Source organism: Streptomyces sp. NBC_00193, assembly GCF_026342735.1.
Classification (GTDB): Bacteria; Actinomycetota; Actinomycetes; order Streptomycetales; family Streptomycetaceae; genus Streptomyces; species Streptomyces stoeckheimensis.
Map to the genome: position 1 here is coordinate 4,113,585 of NZ_JAPEMM010000001.1, position 19,243 is coordinate 4,132,827.

At 71.5% G+C, this 19,243-nt stretch carries 17 protein-coding genes; 9 read left to right on the plus strand and 8 right to left on the minus strand.

The features are described 5' to 3' along the window. Positions 1-86: 86 nt before the first annotated feature. Positions 87-674: a CGNR zinc finger domain-containing protein gene (locus tag OG898_RS18245; RefSeq protein ID WP_266958038.1), complete on the minus strand. Its 588-nt coding sequence runs from the start codon at positions 672-674 to the stop codon at positions 87-89. Between the two features lie 119 nt (positions 675-793). Here OG898_RS18245 and OG898_RS18250 point away from each other — a divergent pair, with 119 nt between their 5' ends. Both OG898_RS18250 and OG898_RS18255 read left to right on the plus strand, forming a co-directional pair. Further along, on the plus strand, positions 794-1,252 hold the full coding sequence (locus OG898_RS18250) for a VOC family protein (protein ID WP_250739503.1): 459 nt from the start codon (positions 794-796) through the stop codon (positions 1,250-1,252). Continuing rightward, on the plus strand, positions 1,252-2,130 hold the full coding sequence (locus tag OG898_RS18255) for a pyridoxamine 5'-phosphate oxidase family protein (RefSeq protein ID WP_250739502.1): 879 nt from the start codon (positions 1,252-1,254) through the stop codon (positions 2,128-2,130). The genes OG898_RS18250 and OG898_RS18255 overlap by 1 nt, the downstream gene beginning before the upstream one ends. A gap of 5 nt (positions 2,131-2,135) precedes the next feature. Here OG898_RS18255 and OG898_RS18260 read toward each other — a convergent pair whose 3' ends face one another. Beyond that, the gene (locus tag OG898_RS18260) at positions 2,136-3,095 is read right to left on the minus strand and encodes a hypothetical protein (RefSeq protein WP_250739501.1); all 960 of its coding nucleotides are present in this window, start codon (positions 3,093-3,095) and stop codon (positions 2,136-2,138) included. 226 nt (positions 3,096-3,321) lie between these two features. Beyond that, complete coding sequence (gene pepN, locus OG898_RS18265; protein ID WP_266958041.1) at positions 3,322-5,877, minus strand: aminopeptidase N; 2,556 nt, start codon at positions 5,875-5,877, stop codon at positions 3,322-3,324. Between the two features lie 110 nt (positions 5,878-5,987). Here pepN and OG898_RS18270 point away from each other — a divergent pair, with 110 nt between their 5' ends. Together OG898_RS18270 and OG898_RS18275 are read left to right on the plus strand one after the other, a co-directional pair. Then, a complete protein-coding gene (locus tag OG898_RS18270; protein WP_250739499.1) occupies positions 5,988-6,635 on the plus strand; it encodes a DsbA family protein in 648 nt (215 codons plus the stop codon). A gap of 46 nt (positions 6,636-6,681) precedes the next feature. Continuing rightward, complete coding sequence (locus OG898_RS18275; RefSeq protein ID WP_266958044.1) at positions 6,682-7,392, plus strand: hypothetical protein; 711 nt, start codon at positions 6,682-6,684, stop codon at positions 7,390-7,392. A gap of 37 nt (positions 7,393-7,429) precedes the next feature. Here the strand turns inward: OG898_RS18275 and OG898_RS18280 are convergent, their stop codons facing one another. Then, a complete protein-coding gene (locus OG898_RS18280) occupies positions 7,430-8,086 on the minus strand; it encodes a superoxide dismutase (protein WP_250739497.1) in 657 nt (218 codons plus the stop codon). A 185-nt stretch (positions 8,087-8,271) separates the two neighbouring features. After that, positions 8,272-9,687: an amino acid permease gene (locus OG898_RS18285; protein WP_266958047.1), complete on the minus strand. Its 1,416-nt coding sequence runs from the start codon at positions 9,685-9,687 to the stop codon at positions 8,272-8,274. 165 nt (positions 9,688-9,852) lie between these two features. Between OG898_RS18285 and OG898_RS18290 the strand changes: the two genes are divergently transcribed. Beyond that, positions 9,853-10,635: an SDR family NAD(P)-dependent oxidoreductase gene (locus OG898_RS18290; protein ID WP_266958049.1), complete on the plus strand. Its 783-nt coding sequence runs from the start codon at positions 9,853-9,855 to the stop codon at positions 10,633-10,635. 89 nt (positions 10,636-10,724) lie between these two features. On the opposite strand, the gene OG898_RS18295 is transcribed toward OG898_RS18290, so the two are convergent. Beyond that, positions 10,725-12,122, minus strand: a complete 1,398-nt coding sequence (locus OG898_RS18295; RefSeq protein WP_250739494.1) for an amino acid permease — start codon at positions 12,120-12,122, stop codon at positions 10,725-10,727. Positions 12,123-12,407: 285 nt separating this feature from the next. Here OG898_RS18295 and OG898_RS18300 point away from each other — a divergent pair, with 285 nt between their 5' ends. Next, positions 12,408-12,989, plus strand: a complete 582-nt coding sequence (locus OG898_RS18300; RefSeq protein WP_266958052.1) for a biotin transporter BioY — start codon at positions 12,408-12,410, stop codon at positions 12,987-12,989. A 97-nt stretch (positions 12,990-13,086) separates the two neighbouring features. Here the strand turns inward: OG898_RS18300 and OG898_RS18305 are convergent, their stop codons facing one another. Further along, positions 13,087-14,526, minus strand: coding sequence for an amino acid permease (locus tag OG898_RS18305; RefSeq protein WP_250739492.1), 1,440 nt, complete (start codon positions 14,524-14,526; stop codon positions 13,087-13,089). A gap of 220 nt (positions 14,527-14,746) precedes the next feature. On the opposite strand from OG898_RS18305, the gene OG898_RS18310 reads away from it, so the two are divergent. Next, entirely contained in the window at positions 14,747-15,232 is a 486-nt protein-coding gene (locus OG898_RS18310; protein WP_250739491.1) for a ribose-5-phosphate isomerase, read from the plus strand. A gap of 96 nt (positions 15,233-15,328) precedes the next feature. Further along, positions 15,329-16,135, plus strand: a complete 807-nt coding sequence (locus tag OG898_RS18315) for an Fpg/Nei family DNA glycosylase (protein WP_266958053.1) — start codon at positions 15,329-15,331, stop codon at positions 16,133-16,135. 49 nt (positions 16,136-16,184) lie between these two features. Here OG898_RS18315 and OG898_RS18320 read toward each other — a convergent pair whose 3' ends face one another. Next, a complete protein-coding gene (locus OG898_RS18320; RefSeq protein WP_250739489.1) occupies positions 16,185-17,420 on the minus strand; it encodes a GNAT family N-acetyltransferase in 1,236 nt (411 codons plus the stop codon). 116 nt (positions 17,421-17,536) lie between these two features. Here OG898_RS18320 and OG898_RS18325 point away from each other — a divergent pair, with 116 nt between their 5' ends. Further along, positions 17,537-18,682, plus strand: coding sequence for a PP2C family protein-serine/threonine phosphatase (locus tag OG898_RS18325; protein WP_250739488.1), 1,146 nt, complete (start codon positions 17,537-17,539; stop codon positions 18,680-18,682). Positions 18,683-19,243: the final 561 nt, after the last annotated feature.

Consider the following 19,243-nt stretch of genomic DNA (forward strand, 5'->3'; position numbering starts at 1 on the left):
GGAACATGGATTTGTAGACTTCCCGACCGTGCGTCAGGGCTCGGGCGGCGCCCGGTCTCAGATCGGGTGTGACAACTTCGGCGCGTTCAGCGCTCGCGCGTGCGCGCGTAATGGCGGGATGCTTTCGCCCGGTTTCCGCAGGCCGACATCGAGCACCAGCGCCGGGTGCCGTTGCGCGAGATGTCGTGGAAGTGCAGCACGCAGGTCTCGGAGGCGCACTTGCGGATCCGGCCGGGGTCGGAGCCCAGCAGCTCCAGGTAGTCGCGGGCGGCCGTCCAGGCCGGACCCCAGGTCGGGTCGTCGAACTCCGTCCGCTCGCCCGGCCCTTCGGCGGTCAGGGTCGCCCGGATCCGGCCGTGCTCCAGGACGGCGTCGACCAGGGTGCGGGCGCTCTCGTCGGCCGGGTCCGCGACCGCGCGGGCCAGTGCCTCGCGGGCGGTGAGCAGGTGGACCAGGGTCGCGGCGTCGGCGCGGAAGCGGCCGGCCAGGCCGGCGCTCTCCAGCCAGATCGCGAGCCCTTCGACGCGGGTGAGTCCGAAGGCCCCGGCGAAGAGGTCGACGCGCTCGCCCTCCTGGACCCACCGGGTGTTCAGCAGGTCCAGGGCCACCGGTTCCCCGGTCAGGGGCCGTGGGTCCGTCGCCTTCTCCGCCGTCGTCTCGTCCGCCGCCGTCATGTCCGCCTCCTCGTGGCACTAACCCCTCAAGAGTACGTGAGCGGTTGACTCTCGATCGCCTAACCCTTAATCTCGGTTTAGAAGGTTAGAGATTGAGTAGTTCTGGGGAAGGAACCGTTGTGACGACCGTCATCAGCAAGCTGCGCACCGGCCACGTGGGCCTGAACGTCACGGATCTCGACCGGTCGCTCGTCTTCTACCGGGACGGGCTCGGCTTCGAGCTGCTCGGCGAGGGCAAGGAGGAGGACCGGCGCTTCGCCTTCCTCGGCCAGGACGGCGAGCTCGTGCTCACCTTGTGGCAGCAGGCCGAGGGGGCCTACGCACCCGGCGCGGCCGGACTGCACCACCTCGCGCTGTCCGCGGACGCGATCGAAGAGGTCAGGGCGTACGAGGAGCGGCTGCGCGGTCTGGGCGTCGATTTCGCCTACGAGGGGGTCGTCGCCCACGGCGAAGGGGCGGCCTCCGGCGGGATCTTCTTCCACGACCCCGACGGGACCCGTCTGGAGATCTCCGTGCCGAGCGGCGCCGAAGGCGCCGAGGCTCCCACCGCTGGGGCCCCGACCTGCGGGTTCTTCTAATGTCCGGGTACCACTGGGGCTCGCTGGCCATCCAGGAGCGGGTCGGTGTCCGCGAGCACGCCGTGCACGTCGGCCAGTCCATCACCCCGCACATCAAGGACGTGGCGGCGGCCTTCCTGGGGCTGCAGCCGCACCTGGTCGTCGGCGCGGCCGATCCGGGAGGTCTGCTCTGGGCCTCACTGCTGACCGGCGCCCCCGGGTTCGTACGGGCCACCGGGCCGGACCGGATCGCGGTCAAGGGAGGCATCCCCGAGGGCGATCCGCTCGCCGAGGCGCTGGCCACCGCCGGCACCCGGGTCGGGACCATCTCCCTCGACCCGCGCACCCGGCGCCGGATGCGGCTGGGCGGAACCCTGGAGGTGACCCCCGGCGGGTTCGCGCTGTCGGCGGAACGGGTCTTCGCCAACTGCCCCAAGTACCTCCAGAAGCGGCAGCCTGTCCAGCTCGTCGCCGAAGGAGCCGGTGTCGTGCGGCGCGGGGACGCGCTCACCCCCGACCAGGAACGGGCCGTCCGCGCCGCCGACACCTTCTTCGTCGCCACCTCCGCGGGGGCGGACGGGGCCGACGCGAGCCACCGGGGCGGAATGCCGGGCTTCGTCGAGGTGCTGTCCCCGACCGAACTGGCCTGGCCGGACTACGCGGGCAACGCGATGTTCCTGACGCTGGGGAACCTGCTGGCGGACCCGCGGGCCGGGCTGCTGTTCCCGGACTGGGAGAGCGGGGCGCTGCTCCAGCTCAGCGGGCGGGCCGAGCCCGAGTTCGGGGCGGGCGGGGACCGGCGGGTGCGCTTCCGGATCGAGTCCGTGGTGGAGAGCGTGCACCCGGGGCGGCTGGTGTGGAGCGCCCCGGAGTACTCGCCGGCCAATCCTGCGCTGTAGGGCCGTCACCTGGGCAGGACGACGAGGTAGGCGGCGGGCTCGCGGTCGGCGGACGCCGTCAGGGCGGTCCGTACGACCGCGGCCTGCTGCTCGGGCCAGTCGCGGAGCTTGCGCGGGGTGATGTGCAGGACGGTCACCCCGCACCGCTCCAGGGTCTCCCGCTTGCGGACGGACTCCGTCCACGCCTCGTCCTCGCCCTGGCGCGGGGCCCGGGTGTCGATCTCGATGGCCACCGCCTGCTCCGGCCAGTACGCGTCGACCCCGCCCAGGTGCGGGCCGCCGGGCAGCCGCAGGTCCACGTTCCAGACGGGCTCGGGGAGTTCGAAGCCCCGTACGAGCTGGTACAGCCGGTCCTCGGCGATGGCCCGGCCCTCGGCGAGCAGCGATTCGACGGCGTCCACCACGTGCGGGCGGTTCAGCAGCCGGGCCACCGTCAGCTCCCGCACCACGGCGGCCGGTTCGCAGTGCCCGCCGCGGACGGCTTCGCTGAGCAGACGGCGCACCGTACCGGCGTCGGAGAGGTGGGCGACGGCGTCGGCGACGGCGCGGGCGACGGGGGCGACGGGCAGCCCGGTGACCTCCATGGGCCGGGGCGGGGTGTGCGTCCGGACGATGCGGACCTGTCCGGCGGAACGCAGCCGGCGGGTGTTCGGGACGAGCACGTCGATCTGGGGGAGGCCGAGCAGGGCGGGGGCGGAGGAGAACCGGTACAGGGCGAGGGCGGCCAGCCCGGTGATCATGACCTCGTCCCCGCGCCGCCCGGCGTACAGGAGCGCCGCGTGCAGCCGCTCCTCGCTCGTCGCGGGCCCGGAATGGAGCAGGAACACCCCCGGCAGGATCTGCTGCCAGGACCGCTCGGCGGCGTCGGAGGCGGTGACCCCGTGCTCGCGGAGCTGGGCCAGCGACAGCACGCGGGGGCGGTTGTCGGTGAGGTGGGCGAGGGGGAGGGGTGCGTTGTGGTTCATGACGCTGAGATTCCCTCAGGCCATGGCCTCGCTAACCCCTGTTACACATCCGTCGGCAAATCGGGACAAGACGGGGCTAAAGTACGGACGTTCGACTGCCGATGGCATGCGCCGCTCGGAGGCCGGCGAGGCTGGATTTTCCAGCCCCGCCGGCGTTTGAGGCGCGGGGTCTGGGGCGGAGCCCCAGGGAACGGCGGAAGGGCGGGTAGGGGACAGCCCCGCAGGGCTAGCCCGCCGCCACGTCACAGGCCTGCGCGCGCAGCGCACGGGCCAGGTCGTCGCGGGACTCCAGGACGAGGCGTCGCAGCGCCGGCGCGGCCGACTCGTGCGCCGCCAGCCACGCGTCAGTCGCGTCCAGCGTCGCCTGGGAGTCCTGGAGGGACGGGTACAGCCCCCGCACCACGTCCATGCCGATCTGGATCGACCGGTCGGCCCAGATCCGCTCGATCACGGCGAAGTAGGGCTCCGTGTACGGCGCCAACAGCCCCCGCTGCGAAGACTGCTGCATCCCCGCGATCGTCGCCTCGACCAGCGCGTTCGACAGCGAGTCCGACTCCACCACCGCGGCCCACGCCTGGTCCTTGACCGCCGCCGACGGCCGCGCCGCCAGGCACCGGACCTGGTGCCGCTTGCCCGACGCCGTGTCGTCCCGCGCCAGTTCGGCCGCGAGGACCTCCTCGCCGATCGCGCCGTGCGCGGCCAGCGGCAGCAGGAAGTCCCAGCGCAGCTCCTGGTCCACCTCCAGCCCGTCGATCCGCGCCGATCCTTCCAGCAGCCCCAGCAGCAGCTGGAAGTCGCCCTCGGTCGCCGCGCCCGCCGCGAAGAAGCGGGCCCAGGTGAGCTGGTGCTCCGACCCCGGCTCCGCGAACCGCAGTTCCTGCAGCGCGCACGCCGCCAGCACCTTGCCGCCCTGCTCGCGCCAGTCGGGCGCCGCGTAGCGGGTGACCGCGGTCAGCGCCTGCGCGTGCAGCATCTGCAGGACGCCGACGTCCGTCTCCCGGCCCGAGTGGGCCAGGACGAGCGAGACGAAGTCCCGCGCCGGCATCAGCCCGTCGCGCGTCAGGTTCCACAGCGCCGACCAGCACAGCGCGCGGCTCAGCGGGTCCGTCACCGAGCCCAGGTGCGAGCGCAGCGTGGCCAGCGAGGCCTCGTCGAAGCGGATCTTGCAGTACGTCAGGTCCTCGTCGTTGACGAGCACCAGCGCGGGCTTCTCCTGCCCGGTCAGCTCGCCGACGACCGTCCGGACCCCCGCGACGTCCGCCTCGGCCCGCGCGTAGCGGACCAGCGCGCCGTCCGGGTCCAGCCGGTACAGGCCCACCGCGACCCGGTGGGGCCTCAGCTCGTCGCCGTCCTGGACCACCGCCAGCTCGGTCACCCGGCCGCCCGCGTCGCAGGTCACCACCGGGGTCAGCGCGTTCACGCCGGCCGTCTGCAGCCAGGCCCGCGACCACTCGGCCATGTCCCGCCCGGAGACCTCCCCGAGCACCGACAGCAGGTCGTCCAGGGTGGTGTTCCCGTAGGCGTTCGCCTTGAAGTAGCGCCGCGCGCCCTCCAGGAAGGCGTCCCGGCCGACGTAGGCCACGAGCTGCTTGAGCACCGCCGCGCCCTTGGCGTACGTGATGCCGTCGAAGTTCAGCTTCGCGTCCTCCAGGTCACGGATGTCGGCCGTGATCGGGTGCGTGGACGGCAGCTGGTCGGCCCGGTAGGCCCACGCCTTGCGGCTGTTGGCGAAGGTGACCCAGGCCTGGTCGAAGCGGGTGGCCTCGACCAGCGCGAAGGAGCCCATGAAGTCCGCGAAGGACTCCTTCAGCCACAGGTCGTCCCACCACTTCATGGTGACGAGGTCGCCGAACCACATGTGCGCCATCTCGTGCAGGATCGTGTTCGCGCGCCGCTCGTACGAGGCCTGCGTGACCTTCCCGCGGAAGATGTACTCCTCGCGGAAGGTCACCATCCCCGGGTTCTCCATCGCGCCCAGGTTGTACTCGGGCACGAAGGCCTGGTCGTACTTCCCGAAGGGGTACGGGTAGTCGAAGATCTCGTGGAAGAGGTCGAAGCCCTGCTTCGTGACGAGGAACACCTCGTCCGCGTCGAAGTGCTTGGCCAGCCCCTTGCGGCAGATCGCGCCGAGCGGGATCGTCAGGTCCCCGCGCGTGTAGGAGTCCGTGACGTAGTGGTACGGCCCCGCCACCACGCACGTGATGTACGTGGAGATCGGCGCGGTCTCGGCGAAGCGCCGGGTCTGCCCCTCGCGGGACTCCTCGACGCCGTTGCTCCAGACCTGCCAGCCCTCGGGCGCGGTCACCTCGAAGCGGTACGGGGCCTTGAGGTCGGGCTGCTCGAAGTTCGCGTACACCCGCCGGGCGTCGGCCGGCTCGTACTGGGTGTAGAGGTAGACCTCGCCGTCCTCCGGGTCCACGAAGCGGTGCATGCCCTCGCCGGTCCGGCTGTACGCGCAGTCGGCGTCGACCACGAGCACGTTCTCGGAGGCCAGCCCGTCCAGGGCGATCCGCGCGCCGTCGAAGACGACGGCCGGGTCCAGCTCGCGCCCGTTGAGGGTCACGCTGTTCACCGAGGGCGCGATGAGGTCCGCGAAGCTCGATGCTCCCGGGGCGGCGGCGCGGAAGCGGACGGTGGTCACCGAGCGGAAGGTCCGGGGTCCGTCGGCCGGTTCGGCCTCGTCCACCGCGGACCTCAAGTCGAGGACCACCTCGTACCCGTCGACGGACAGCAGCTCGGCCCGCTCGCGGGCCTCGTCACGGGACAGATTCTCTCCGGGCACGTGCACTCCTTCGTGCGTGATCGCGATACCTGACCGAATCCTCCCACGGGGGAATGCGTGTGCGGTCGGAGCGGTTGGGCAGGGAGGAACGTTCCGATCTGAGGAGAGACATGGCTGATACCCAGGTGCGCGAGAAGACCGCTGTCGACTTCTGGTTCGACCCGCTCTGCCCCTGGGCCTGGATGACGTCCCGCTGGATGCTGGAGGTCGAGAAGGTCCGTGACGTGGAGGTCCGCTGGCACGTGATGAGCCTCGCGGTCCTGAACGAGAACAAGCTCGACGAACTGCCCGAGCGCTACCGCGAGCTGCTCGGCCCCAAGGGCTGGGCCCCCGTGCGCGTGGTCGTCGCCGCCCAGCAGAAGTTCGGCGACGAGGTCACCGGCAAGCTCTACACCGCACTCGGCACCCGCTTCCACAACGAGGGCACGGGCCCGACCCGCGAGGCGATCGCCGAGGCCCTGGCCGAGGTGGGCCTGCCCGCCGAGCTCCTCCACTACGCGGACTCCGACGAGTACGACGAGGTCCTGCGCGACTCCCACAACGACGGCATCAACCGCGTCGGCCAGGAGGTCGGCACCCCGGTCATCTCCGTGCCCGGCGCCGACGGCGAAGAGGTCGCCTTCTTCGGCCCGGTCGTCACCCCCGCCCCGCGCGGCGAGGCCGCGGCCCGCCTCTGGGACGGCACCCTGCTGGTCGCCTCCACCCCCGGCTTCTACGAGATCAAGCGCACCCGTACGCAGGGCCCGATCTTCGACTAGCCCCTCTCGGGAGGCGGGCGTCTGCTTCCTCCCTTAACGTCCCCGTATGGGGAGCAGCCCGACGGACGAGAGTACGCGCGAGGAACCGCTCGGCCGCAGCGGCGGCCGGGCGGAGCCCGCGATACCGAACGACAACGCCGCGCACGCCAGCCTGCCCGCACGCCCCCGAGACCGGGTGCTGCGGGCAGCTTGCGTCGCGGTGCCCCCGCTGTGGACGGCCCTCGGGGTCCGGCAGGCCGCCGGCACCCTGCGCCACTACCTCCGGGGCACGGGCCGCCCGTACCGGGTCGACGCGCGGGCGCTGCTCGCCGTGCCCGCCGTACGGGTGGACGTGGACCGGCGCCTGGCCGAGTGGCGGGAGGCCGCACGGGCGCTCGGCGAGCCCGGCGCGTACGCGGCGGACAGCGGCTGGCGCGGGGTGCTGATCACCCGGCGCGCCCGCGAGGGGGGCAGCGCGGACTGGTGGCTGGCGCTGCGCGGGGCCCAGTACCGGATCAGCGGCACGGTACGGGTCCACGAGGACGGCTCCGTGGTGAGCGACTACCGCTTCCAGGTGCACAAGAGCTGGAACTTCGACCGGGGGGAGTCGGAGTTCGGCGTCCCCTTCACCCCGTTCGCGCGGCTCCACGAGACCGGGCTGGCACGGGAGTTCACGGTGGTCGGCGAGGTGGACGGCCTCGTCGACAGCGCAGAAGACCCCCGCGAGTCACGTCCTCGCGGGGGCCTTCTGGTGGACACGCCCGCACGTGAAGGTTGAGAAGACGATCACGAGGCGGACGGCTTGGTGGCGCTGATCAGCCCTTGGAGGGGATCAGCAGCGGGGTGTTCGCCTTGGCGTCGGCGTAGCGCTTGGCCACGTCCTGCCAGTTGACGACGTTCCACATCGCCTCGATGAAGTCCACCTTCTGGTTCTTGTACTGAAGGTAGAAGGCGTGCTCCCAGGCGTCGAAGACCAGGACCGGGGTGCTCGCGATGCCCACGTTGCCCTGGTGGTCGTAGACCTGCTCGACGAGGAGCCGGCCGCTGACCGGCTCGTACGCCAGCACGCCCCAGCCGGAGCCCTGGGTCGCGGAGGCCGCGAAGGTCAGCTGCTTCTTGAACTTCGCGAAGGAGCCGAAGGACTCGGTGATCGCGTCGGTCAGGTCGCCCAGGCCGTCGGCCGCGGTGGGCTCGCCGCCGCCCTCGCCGGTCTTCGGGCTGGCCATGTTGTGCCAGTAGATGCTGTGCAGGATGTGCCCGGAGAGGTGGAACGCGAGGTTCTTCTCCAGGCCGTTCAGCGCGCCCCAGTTCTCCTTGTCGCGCGCCTCCTCCAGCTGCTCCAGCGTGTTGTTGGCGCCCGTGACGTAGGCCGCGTGGTGCTTGTCGTGGTGCAGCTCGATGATCTGCGGGTTGATCACCGGCTCGAGAGCCGCGTAGTCGTAAGGAAGCTCAGGAAGCGTGTAGATGGCCATGCGTGTTATCCGGTCCCCTCGGCGTGCCAACTGCTTATTGCAATCAATGCGCAACTGCACGCTAGCAGTATCTATTCCATGACTCTCATAAGGGTCACCTCACTTGTGGTGACCCCCGGAACGCCGGAAGCCGGGCCCATGCGATCGCATGGGCCCGGCTTCCGGAGCCGCCGTCGGGCGGGGTGCTACTCGGCTTCGCGCGCCGCCGCCCGGCGCTGGATGACGTAGCCGGTGGCGGCCAGCGCCACGGTCAGGCCGCCGGTGAAGACGAGCTGGATCCGGGTGTCGTCGCCCATGGCCATCAGGACCAGGACCCCGGCCAGTCCGGCCAGCGCGACCCACGTCAGATAGGGGAAGCCCCACATCTTCACGACCAGCTTCTCGGGGGCCTCGCGCTCCGTGCGCCGCCGCAGCACGAACTGCGAGACGGCGATGAAGCCCCAGACGACGAGGATGACGCCGCCGACCATGTTCAGCAGCCAGGCGAAGAGGGTGTCCGGGTACCAGTACGACAGCAGCACGGTGACGAAGCCGAAGCCGGAGGAGGCCAGCACCGCCCGGCGCGGCACCCGGCCGGAGAGCTTGCCCAGCGCCTTGGGGCCCTGGCCGCGGGAGACCAGGGAGTAGGCCATGCGGGAGGAGCCGTAGATGTTCGCGTTCATCGCGGACAGCAGGGCGATCAGGATGACCACGTTCATGACCTGGCCGGCGTGCGGGATGCCCAGGTGGTCCAGGGTGGCCGCGTACGGGCCCTCGGTGGTGACCTTCGGGTCGTTCCACGGCAGCAGCGTGACGATGACCAGCATCGAGCCGACGTAGACGATCGCGATCCGCCACATGGTGGTCTTCACCGCCTTGGCGACGCCCCGGACCGGGTTGTCGGACTCGGCGGCCGCGATGGTCACCGTCTCCAGCCCGCCGTACGCGACCACGGAGGCGAGCAGGCCGACCAGCAGCCCGTCCACGCCGTTGGGCAGGAAGCCGCCGTCGTGCAGCAGGTTGGCGGTGCCGGGGGAGCCGGTGCCGGGCAGCACGCCCAGGACGGCCAGCACGCCCAGGCCCAGGAAGAGGGCGATCGCGCCGATCTTCAGGGCGGCGAACCAGAACTCGAACTCGCCGAAGTTCGAGACGGCGGCCAGGTTGGAGCCGCAGAACATCGCCATGAAGACCAGCACCCACATCCACGAGGGGGTGCCCGGGAACCAGCCCGTCATGATGTGCGCCGCCCCGATGGCCTCGATGGCCACGCCCACGCACAGCAGGGTCCAGAACATCCAGCCTGCGGTGAAACCGGCCCACGGCCCGATGGCCCGCTCCGCGTGCACCGAGAAGGAGCCGGAGGCGGGGTTCGCGGCGGACATCTCGCCGAGCATCCGCATCACGAACATGACGAGCAGCCCGGAAGCGGCGTACGCGAGCACGATCGATGGCCCGGCCGCCGCGATGCCCGCGCCGGACCCGACGAAGAGGCCCGCACCGATGACCCCGCCGAGGGCGATCATCGAGAGGTGGCGCTGCTTGAGTCCGTTGCCGAGGGGCGATCCGGCTTCGGGCCGGTTCGCGGCCTCTTGCTCGGGCGGGGTCAGGGTGCTCTGGCTCATGGGGAGGTGCCTGTCCGGTGTGCGGTGGGACGGGAGGGAGTGCCCCAGTCTCACCCGTGTCCGATCCCCGGACCTCATGTGTCCGTTATCCGGACAGGCGGATGACCGGGTGTGATCATCCCCGTACGCTGGCGCATCGGACCGGAGCGCACGACGGAGGGCCGAATGGACCACGGCACAAGGGAATTGGCCGCGACGGGCCGGGGCGTGCTCGTCACCGGAGCCTCGCGGGGCATCGGACGGGCGATCGCCACGGCGTTCGCCGAACAGGGCGACCGGGTCGCGGTGCACTGCACGGTCCGCGGGCCCGACGCCGAGCGGACCCTCGCGGAGCTGCCGGGCGAGGGGCACGTCCTCGTCGCCGGCGACCTCGCCGACCCGGCGCGCGTGGAAGCCCTCGCCGCCGAGGCCGAGAAGGCGCTCGGCGGGATCGACGTCCTCGTGAACAATGCCGCCGTGATGGTCGCGCATCCGCTGCCCACCACCTCGTACGCCGACTGGCAGGCCGCCTGGCAGCACACTGCCGCGGTCAACCTGTTCGGCGCCGCCAACCTGGCCTACTGCGCGGCCCGCCACATGATCGACGGCGGCCGCGAGGGACGCATCGTCAACATCGGCTCGCGCGGTGCCTTCCGGGGCGAGCCCGACCACCCCGCCTACGGCGCCACCAAGGCCGCGCTGCACGCGCTGGGCCAGTCCCTCGCCGTCTCCCTCGCCCCGCACGGCATCGCGGTGGCCGCCGTCGCACCCGGTTTCGTCGCCACCGAGCGGGTCGCCGGCCGGCTGGAGGGGGAGGAAGGCGAGCGCATCCGGGCGCAGAGCCCCTTCGGCCGGGTGGGAACCCCGCAGGAGATCGCCGCCGCCGTGCTCCACCTGGCCTCGCCCGCGGCGCGCTGGAGCTCGGGCGCCGTCCTCGACGTCAACGGGGCCTCGTACCTGCGCACCTGATGCCGCTGGCGCCCGATGACTCGCGCACCTGACGCGCGAAGGCCCCCGCGCGGTGTGCGCGGGGGCCTTCGCGGGGGACCGGCCGGTGGTCAGGCCTTCGCGGCGCGGAGCTCCCGGATCCACGCCACCACCAGCACCGCGGCCGCGGCCCCCGTGGACCACAGCAGCTGCGGCCGCGCCGAATCGTCGAACAGCATCAGGACCAGCACCGTGGCCATCCCGATCAGCGCCGCCCACGTCGCGTACGGGAACAGCCACATCGGCAGCGTCAGCCGCTCCGGCATATCCCGCTCGATCTTCCGGCGCAGTTTGAGCTGCGAGACCGCGATCAGCGCCCACACGAAGAGCAGCACCGCGCCGACCGCGTTGAGCATGTAGAGGAAGATCGTGTCCGGCCACAGCAGGTTCAGCACCACCGAGACGAACCCGAAGGCCACCGACGCGAAGACCGCCCGGCGCGGCACCCCGCCGTCCGACACCTTCAGCAGGGACTTCGGCGCCTCGCCCCGCTCCGCCAGCGAGAACACCATGCGGGAGGACCCGTACAGGTTCGCGTTGAGCGCCGACAGCAGGGCCACGAAGATCACGACGTCCATGATCTGGCCGGCGTGCGCGATGCCGATCGAGTCGAGGACGGCCACGTACGGGCTCTGGCCCGGCGTCAGCGAGTTCCACGGCAGCAGGGTCACGATGACCAGCATCGAGCCGACGTAGAAGAAGAGGATGCGCCAGACGGCGCTGCGCACGGCGCGGGACACGGACCGGGCCGGGTCGTCCGACTCGGCGGCCGCGATGGTGACGACCTCCAGGCCGCCGAAGGCGAAGACGACGGCCAGCATGCCGGCGACCACGCCGCTCGCGCCGTTCGGGAAGAAGCCGCCCTGGCCGGTCAGGTTGGCCATGCCGACCGGGTCCGTGTCGGGGAGCAGGCCGAGAATGGCCAGCGTGCCCAGGATCAGGAACAGCACGATCGCGCCGACCTTGAGGGCCGCGAACCAGAACTCGAACTCGCCGAAGTTCCGCACGGCGGCCAGGTTGCTCACGGTGAAGACCACCATGAAGAGGAGCACCCAGACCCACTGGTCCACCGAGGGCAGCCAGCCGTTCGCGATCTTCGCCGCGGCGGTGGCCTCCACGGCCAGCACCACGACCAGCAGGAACCAGTACAGCCAGCCGGCCGAGAAACCGGCCCAGCGGCCGAGCGCCTTCTCCGCATAGACGGAGAAGGATCCGGAGGCGGGCATCGCCGCCGACATCTCGCCGAGCGCACGCATCACCAGCATCGCCAGGATGCCCGCGAGCAGGTACGAGCAGATGATCGCGGGACCGGCGATGGTGATGCCGGCGCCGGAGCCGACGAACAGCCCGGCGCCGATCACGCCGCCGAGGCCCAGCATGGTCAGGTGGCGCTGTTTGAGGCTGTGGCTCAGGGGCTCCGGTGGGAGCTCGTCCGTGGTGCCGGGAGGGGCGGACGGGAGGTCGCGCATGAGGGGTGCTCGTACTCTCTAATGGCCTGGCGGCGGTGGGGGCTCCGCGACAGTTGGAGGGACCCTACAGTCTCTCCGGAGAGCGCCCATCCGTGCAAAACGGACGTGTCAGCCGTCATCGCCCGTGATGCGGATCACTCCAACTGGGGCGCTGGACGGGGTCTTTGTGTACTCCCCACCAAACCGGGGAGTACGGCTTTGTCCCGGGCCACCCTGCTGCGGCCCCGGACCCGGCACTAACGTCGGTGATCGTCCCTGCCGACCCCACCCCCTGCGGAGTCCCCGATGAGCACTGCTTCCGTCTCCTTCCGGCCCGGCGCCGTCCTCGCCGACCTGCTGCCCGCGAGCCGCGTCCGCGACATCGCGCTCGTGGCCGGCGGAGCCGCGCTCACCGGTCTGGCTGCGCAGATCGCCGTCCACGTCGACGGCCTGGCCGCCCCGATCACCGGGCAGACCTTCGCCGCGCTGCTCGTGGGCACCGCGCTGGGCGCCGGCCGGGGCTTCCTCTCGTTGGCCCTCTACACCCTGGTCGGCATGGCCGGCGTGCCGTGGTTCGCGGGCGGCGCCTCCGGTGCGGGCGGCGCGACCTTCGGGTACGTCCTCGGCATGCTGCTCGCCGCCACCGTCGTGGGCGCCCTCGCGCGGCGCGGTGCCGACCGCTCGGTGCTGCGTACGGCAGGCACGATGGTGCTGGGCTCCGCGATCATCTACGCCGTCGGCGTCCCCTACCTCGCGCTGTCCACCGGGATGTCCTTCGGTGCGGCCGTCGCGGGCGGCCTGACCCCGTTCCTGATCGGCGACGCGCTCAAGGCCGCGCTGGCGATGGGCCTGCTGCCGGCCGCCTGGAAGCTGCTCGGCCGCGCGTGAGCGCTCGTACGCGCTGAGTTTCTGACGGTTCACACGCTTCACACGGCAGCCCCGGACCGCGCAGTGCGGTCCGGGGCTGCCGTCATGTCCGGAGCGGTTACGCGGAGGCCTTCAGGGCGGCCTTGCGGCGGAGCTGGCGCGCCACGCCGATCGCGATCACCACGGCCGCGACCAGCAGGGACAGCAGGACGGTCTCGCGGTTGTCCTTGTCGTAGACCATGTAGCCGAGGACGAAGGTGATCATCGCGGCGGTGGCCCAGGTCAGGTACGGGAAGAACCACATCTTCACCGTCACCTTCTCCGGGGCCTCGCGCATGAGGATCCCGCGCATCCGCAGCTGGGTCAGGCAGATCACCAGCCACACGAACAGCGCGATCGCGCCCGAGGCGTTCAGCAGGAAGCTGAAGACCGTGTCCTTGAAGGCGTAGTTGAAGTAGACGGCGACGAAGCCGAACACGACCGAGCCGAGGATCGCGGCCATCGGCACGCCGCGCTTGTTCACCTTGGCGAAGGACTTCGGGGCGTCACCGCGCTCGCCCAGCGAGAAGGCCATGCGGGAGGCGGTGTACAGGCCCGAGTTCAGGCAGGACAGCACGGCCGTCAGGACGATCACGTTCATGATCTGGCCGGCGTGCGCGATGCCGATCGAGTCCAGGGCGGCGACGTACGAGCCCTTCTCCACGATCGACTTGTCGTTCCACGGCAGCAGGGTCAGCACGATGAAGATCGAGCCCAAGTAGAAGACGCCGATGCGCCAGATCACCGAGTTGGTGGCCTTGGTGACCGCGCGCCGCGGGTCCTCGGACTCGCCGGCGGCCAGCGTGACGATCTCGCTGCCCATGAAGGAGAAGACGACCATCAGCACACCGGTGAGGACCGAGCCCCAGCCGTTCGGCATGAAGCCGCCCGTGTCGGTGAGGTGGGCGAAGCCCGCACCCGGGTTGTCCGAGCCCGGCAGCACGCCGAAGACGGCCAGCATGCCCACGATCACGAAGCCGCCGATGGCGACCACCTTGATGCCGGCGAACCAGAACTCGAACTCGCCGTACGAGGCGACCGAGCCGAGGTTGGTGACCGTCAGCACGGCCATCACGATCAGCGCCCAGGCCCACTGCGGGACGGCCGGGACCCAGCTTTCGAGGATGACGGCGCCGGCGGTGGCCTCCACGGCCAGGACGACGACCCAGAAGAACCAGTACAGCCAGCCGATGGAGAAACCGGCCCAGCGGCCGAGCGCCCGGTCGGCGTACGCGGAGAAGGAGCCGGAGTTCGGGCTGGCGGCGGCCATCTCGCCCAGCATCCGCATGACGAAGACGACCATCGCGCCGACCAGCGCGTAGGAGATCAGGATGGCGGGGCCCGCCTTGGCGATACCGCCGCCGGAGCCGACGAAGAGTCCGGCGCCGATGACACCACCGATGGCGATCATGGACAGGTGGCGGTTCTTGAGACCGGCCTTCAGGCCGTCGGAGGGCTGGCCGTCACCGGGGTTACCGGTGGGGGAGCCTTCCTTCTGAAGGGTCGTCGTGGAACTCATGAACAGATCCTTAGGTTCTCGGGTGGCGAGCCCCGGCATTCAAACCTGAGATGAACGCAGGGCGGAAGACCCCAATCCGGATCGTTGCGTCGGGACGAACGTCCAGGACCTTGGCCCCGCGGTGTCCCATCTGCGTTCTTTGGGTTTACTTGAGCTTTAGAAGTGACTTACGCGACACCCCGCGGCGGGTCCCCGGCCCGGCTCGTGCCACACTCGGACCATGCGCGTGTACCTCGGATCCGACCATGCCGGCTTTGAGCTCAAGAACCACCTGGTGGACTGGCTCAAGAACAACGGCCACGAGCCCGTCGACTGCGGGCCCCACATCTACGACGCGGTGGACGACTACCCGCCGTTCTGCCTCCGCGCCGCGGAGAAGACCGCTGCGGACGCCGGCTCCCTCGGCATCGTGATCGGCGGCTCCGGCAACGGCGAGCAGATCGCCGCGAACAAGGTCAAGGGCATCCGCGCCATCCTCGCGTGGAGCGTCCAGACCGCCGAGCTCGGCCGTGAGCACAACAACGCCAACGTCATCTCCGTCGGCGGCCGGATGCACACCCAGGACGAGGTCGTCAGCTTCATCGACGCGTTCCTGAAGACGCCGTACTCCGACGAGGAGCGCCACACCCGCCGCATCGACATGCTCTCGGCGTACGAGACCACCGGCGAGCTCCCCCCGATCCCGGCGCACCACCCGCAGGGCTGATCCCGCTTCCGGCCGCGGCGCCCTCGGGGCGGCGCGGCCGGTTTTTCTTTTCCGGGGTGACCACGTCCCGGCTTGTCGTTTCCGAGGAGTACCGCCGTGCCCGAGGGGCATACGATCCACCGCCTCGCCGAGGACCACACCGCGCGCTTCGCCGCCCGGCCGGTCCGGGTGAGCAGCCCGCAGGGCCGGTTCGCCGAGAGTGCGGCCCTGCTCGACGGCCGCGAGCTGGAATCCGCCGAGGCGCACGGCAAGCACCTGTTCCTCGAACTCGGCGACGCCTGGATCCACATCCACCTCGGCCTCTTCGGGAAGCTCGGCTTCGGCCCCGCCCCGGCCCCGCCCGCCGCCGAAACGGTCCGGCTCCGGCTGCTGAACGAGGACCACTACGCCGACCTGCGCGGCCCCACCGCGTGCGCGCTCATCGGCGAGGGCGAGAAGAAGGCGATACACGACCGGCTCGGCCCGGACCCGCTGCGCCCCACGGACGACCCCGACCGCGCCTGGGCCCGGATCTCCCGCTCCCGCACCACCGTGGCCGCCCTGCTGATGGACCAGAAGGTCGTCTCGGGCGTCGGCAACGTCTACCGCGCCGAGGTCCTCTTCCGCCACGGCATCGACCCCTACCGCGCGGGCAAGGACCTCACCCGCTCCGAGTGGGACGCGATCTGGGCCGACCTCGTCCTCCTCATGCGCGAGGGCGTGCGCAACAACCGCATCGACACCGTCCGCGACGAACACCTGCCCGAGGCCATGGGCCGCCCGCCGAGGGTGGACGACCACGGCGGCGAGGTGTACGTCTACCGGAGGGCGAACCTGCCCTGCCACATCTGCGGGGGCGAGATCCGCACCGCCGATCTCGCCGCCCGCAACCTCTTCTGGTGCCCGGACTGCCAGGCGCGCTAGCCGCGTGCTCCGGCTGGAACCCGTGCTCCGGCTGGAACCCGTGCTCCGGCTAGAAGCCGTGCGGGAGCCAGGGGGCCACGTCTCCCGTGAAGGCGCGGGAGGCCCGGGCCAGCGCGCCCGGCCGCACCTCGCGCACCAGACCGGCCGAGGCCAGTGACGTCAGGGAGACCCCGCCCAGATAGGCCGCGCCGAGCTCCCGTACCGCCAGCTCCAGGTCGGCCGGGGCCTCCGTCCGGGTACAGACCGCGGCCCCGTCCGCTCCGACGGCCAGCCGCCAGCGCCCCGCGTTCCACGGGCAGAACGCGTCCTCGACCTCCAGCACCACGTCCAGCGGAGCCCCGTAGGACCGCGCGGCCAGCGCCGCCGGCAGGTCCACGAGCCGTACGTGCATCGAGTCGCGCAGCCGCACCTGCGTCCGCCGGACATCGGTGACCAGGTGCAGCAGCGCATCGTCCGCCGGCCGCTTGAAGGCCCGTACGGTCCAGGTCAGGTCGATGGAGAACACGTAGCGCCACAGCGCCGCGTACGCCGCCGGGTCGAGCGCGTCGAGGTCCGCCACGTCCACCCGGCCGTCCGAGCCGGTCAGGTCCCACTCGGGCTTGACCCGGTAGCGGGCGTACCCGACCACCTCGCCGTCCGCCCGCTCCGCGACCACGCACTTCAGCGGGGAGGCCCCGGAGCGCTCCGACTCCGGGTCGAGCAGCGCCTGCAGCTCCCAGCCGGGCTGCCGGGCCGGCATCCCGGGGCGGCCCGCCAGCAGCGCCGCGTAGACCCGCTCGCAGTCGGCCAGGGACTTGCGCGGATCGACCAGCCGCAGCCGCAGGTCGTCGGTCCCCGGCGGCACGGAGAGCCGTACGCGGGTCTTGTCGATCTCCACGGACATCGAGTACGCGGCGGTGCCGTAGCCGAAGCGCCCGTAGATCGCCGGATCCGAGGCCGTCAGCACGGCGATCGGTTCACCACCCGCCCGGACGTCGTCCAATTGGCGCCGCATCAGGGAGCTGAGCACACCCTGCCTGCGGTGGGTGGGGGAGACGCCCACCATCGTGACCCCGGCCGCCGGGACGAGCGCCCCGCCCGGCACGGAGAGCCGGAAGGAGAAGGCCCCGGCCGTGCCGACGCAGGTCCCGTCGTCCCAGACGCCGAGGGACCGCTCCGTCTCCGTCAACGACCGGTAGAGCTCCCGCTCCTCCGCGGTTTCGGGCACTCCGCCGAACGCCAGTTCCAACTGGTCGTACCAGACATCCCACTCATCAGCCTGCAATACGCGCATCTCAAGAGCCATACGGCCATCCCTATCAGGGCAATCCGGCCCAGTCGATCTCTTTTCGGTTGCCGAAGGGCCCATCTCAGGGGGTACCCCTGCGCGCGCACAGCCAGGATGGATAGGGTCCCGAAGCAATGGCCGGAGCACACGTGGAGTCCCTCCTGGCCCGGTCCCGCATGATGTGGCACCGGGCGCGCACCGCGCTGCGCAAATCCGCCGTCGACTACTTCCGCGGCGACGCCTCCGACTGGCTGGCCTTCGGCGGCCTGCTCCTGACCATTCCGGCCATCGCCTGCGGCACGCTGATGCTGCCCGTCTGGTTCTCGCCCGCCGCGCTCGTCCTGCCGATCGTCGCGGGCGGCCTGCTCCTGCGCCCCGCCAGCCTCCTCGCGCTCTACGCCGCCTCCGCGGCCGCGCTCATCGTCGAGGCCCTCGTCCTAGGCCCCTACACCCAGGGCCCGGCACGGGTCACCCCCGGCACCGTCCTCGTCGTCGCGGCCTGCGGGTTCTTCGGCCTGGTCATCGCCCAGTTCCGCAGCCGCGTCGGCGTGCCCTGGCGCCGCGGCGGCACCATGCTCTTCGACCTGCGCGAACGCATCCGGGTCCAGAGCAAGCTGCCCGCCCTGCCGCGCGGCTGGCACCGGGAGATGGCCCTGCGCCCGGCCGGCGGGCAGTCCTTCTCCGGCGACTTCGTCGTCGCCGCCCGCACCAACGGCGGCCGCACCCTGGAGATCGTCCTCACCGACGTCTCCGGCAAGGGCATGGAAGCGGGCTCCCGGGCCCTCCTCCTCTCCGGCGCCTTCGGCGGCCTCCTGGGCGCCCTCCCCCCGCACGGCTTCCTCCCGGCCGCCAACGGCTACCTCCTCCGCCAGGACTGGGACGAGGGCTTCGCCACCTCCATCCACCTCGTCCTGGACCTGGAGACCGGCGACTACGAACTGCTCTCCGCCGGCCACCTGCCCGCCCTCCAGCTCTCCGCCGGCACCGGCCGCTGGCAGGAGAAGACCGGCGAGGGCCCGCTCCTCGGCGTCTACGACGGAGCCGAGTTCACCCCGGCCCGCGGCAACCTCCGCCCCGGCGACGTCCTGATGCTCTTCACCGACGGCCTGGTCGAAACGGCCGACCGCGACATCAGCGAGGGCATCGACCGCCTCACCGGCGAGGCCGACCGTTACGTCGGCGCGGGCTGGGAGGGCGCGACCTGGCACCTGATCGAGAAGGTGGCCAAGGACGTCAACGACGACCGAGCCCTCCTCCTGATCCGCCGCGCACCTTTTTAGAACGCGGCCCACCCCTCCTTCTTGACGCGCTCCTCGCACCGCTGCGCGGGCTTCGCCGCGCTGCGCCGGACTCCGCCCGGCGGTGGCCGGCCGGGGCTGCCGCCCCTGCCGCCTGGCGCGGGGTCCGGTGGGCGGGTGCGGTTGGGTTAGCCCTGCGGGGCGAAGTCCCCTACCCGCCCTTCCACCGTTCCCCGGGCTCCGCCCGGACCCGATCCCTCGTGCGGCGCCGTTCCCGGGGGCCAGCCCCCGGACCCCCGCTCCTCAAACGCCGGAGGGGCTGAGGGTGCCGGCGAGGCTGGCGTGCCGGAGAGACTGAGGGTGCTGGAGGAGCCGAGATGGCCCTGCGGGCCGTCCGAGCCCGCAGAGGTGTGCGGCGCACACATGCCGGGTTGTGCGGGGCGCATGCAGGGATGCGATGGGCGCACATGCAGGCTGACGCCGGCCAAATCCAGCCTCGCCGGCGTTTGAGGCGCGGGGTCTGGGGCGGAGCCCCAGGGGGTCCGGGCGCAGCCCGGGGCCCTGCTTTCAGCCCGTCCGGCGTTTGAGGACCGGGTCAGGGCG

What these genes read in the sequence shown, in the direction of transcription:
- OG898_RS18270 (WP_250739499.1), top strand. Translation starts at nt 5,988, where the DNA reads ATGGCTGATACCCAGGTGCGCGAGAAGACCGCTGTCGACTTCTGGTTC.
- OG898_RS18320 (WP_250739489.1), bottom strand. Translation starts at nt 17,420, where the DNA reads ATGGCTCTTGAGATGCGCGTATTGCAGGCTGATGAGTGGGATGTCTGG.
- OG898_RS18300 (WP_266958052.1), top strand. Translation starts at nt 12,408, where the DNA reads ATGAGCACTGCTTCCGTCTCCTTCCGGCCCGGCGCCGTCCTCGCCGAC.
- OG898_RS18295 (WP_250739494.1), bottom strand. Translation starts at nt 12,122, where the DNA reads ATGCGCGACCTCCCGTCCGCCCCTCCCGGCACCACGGACGAGCTCCCA.
- OG898_RS18280 (WP_250739497.1), bottom strand. Translation starts at nt 8,086, where the DNA reads ATGGCCATCTACACGCTTCCTGAGCTTCCTTACGACTACGCGGCTCTC.
- OG898_RS18305 (WP_250739492.1), bottom strand. Translation starts at nt 14,526, where the DNA reads ATGAGTTCCACGACGACCCTTCAGAAGGAAGGCTCCCCCACCGGTAAC.
- OG898_RS18325 (WP_250739488.1), top strand. Translation starts at nt 17,537, where the DNA reads ATGGCCGGAGCACACGTGGAGTCCCTCCTGGCCCGGTCCCGCATGATG.
- OG898_RS18260 (WP_250739501.1), bottom strand. Translation starts at nt 3,095, where the DNA reads ATGAACCACAACGCACCCCTCCCCCTCGCCCACCTCACCGACAACCGC.
- OG898_RS18245 (WP_266958038.1), bottom strand. Translation starts at nt 674, where the DNA reads ATGACGGCGGCGGACGAGACGACGGCGGAGAAGGCGACGGACCCACGG.
- OG898_RS18255 (WP_250739502.1), top strand. Translation starts at nt 1,252, where the DNA reads ATGTCCGGGTACCACTGGGGCTCGCTGGCCATCCAGGAGCGGGTCGGT.
- OG898_RS18290 (WP_266958049.1), top strand. Translation starts at nt 9,853, where the DNA reads ATGGACCACGGCACAAGGGAATTGGCCGCGACGGGCCGGGGCGTGCTC.
- OG898_RS18310 (WP_250739491.1), top strand. Translation starts at nt 14,747, where the DNA reads ATGCGCGTGTACCTCGGATCCGACCATGCCGGCTTTGAGCTCAAGAAC.
- OG898_RS18285 (WP_266958047.1), bottom strand. Translation starts at nt 9,687, where the DNA reads ATGAGCCAGAGCACCCTGACCCCGCCCGAGCAAGAGGCCGCGAACCGG.
- OG898_RS18275 (WP_266958044.1), top strand. Translation starts at nt 6,682, where the DNA reads ATGGGGAGCAGCCCGACGGACGAGAGTACGCGCGAGGAACCGCTCGGC.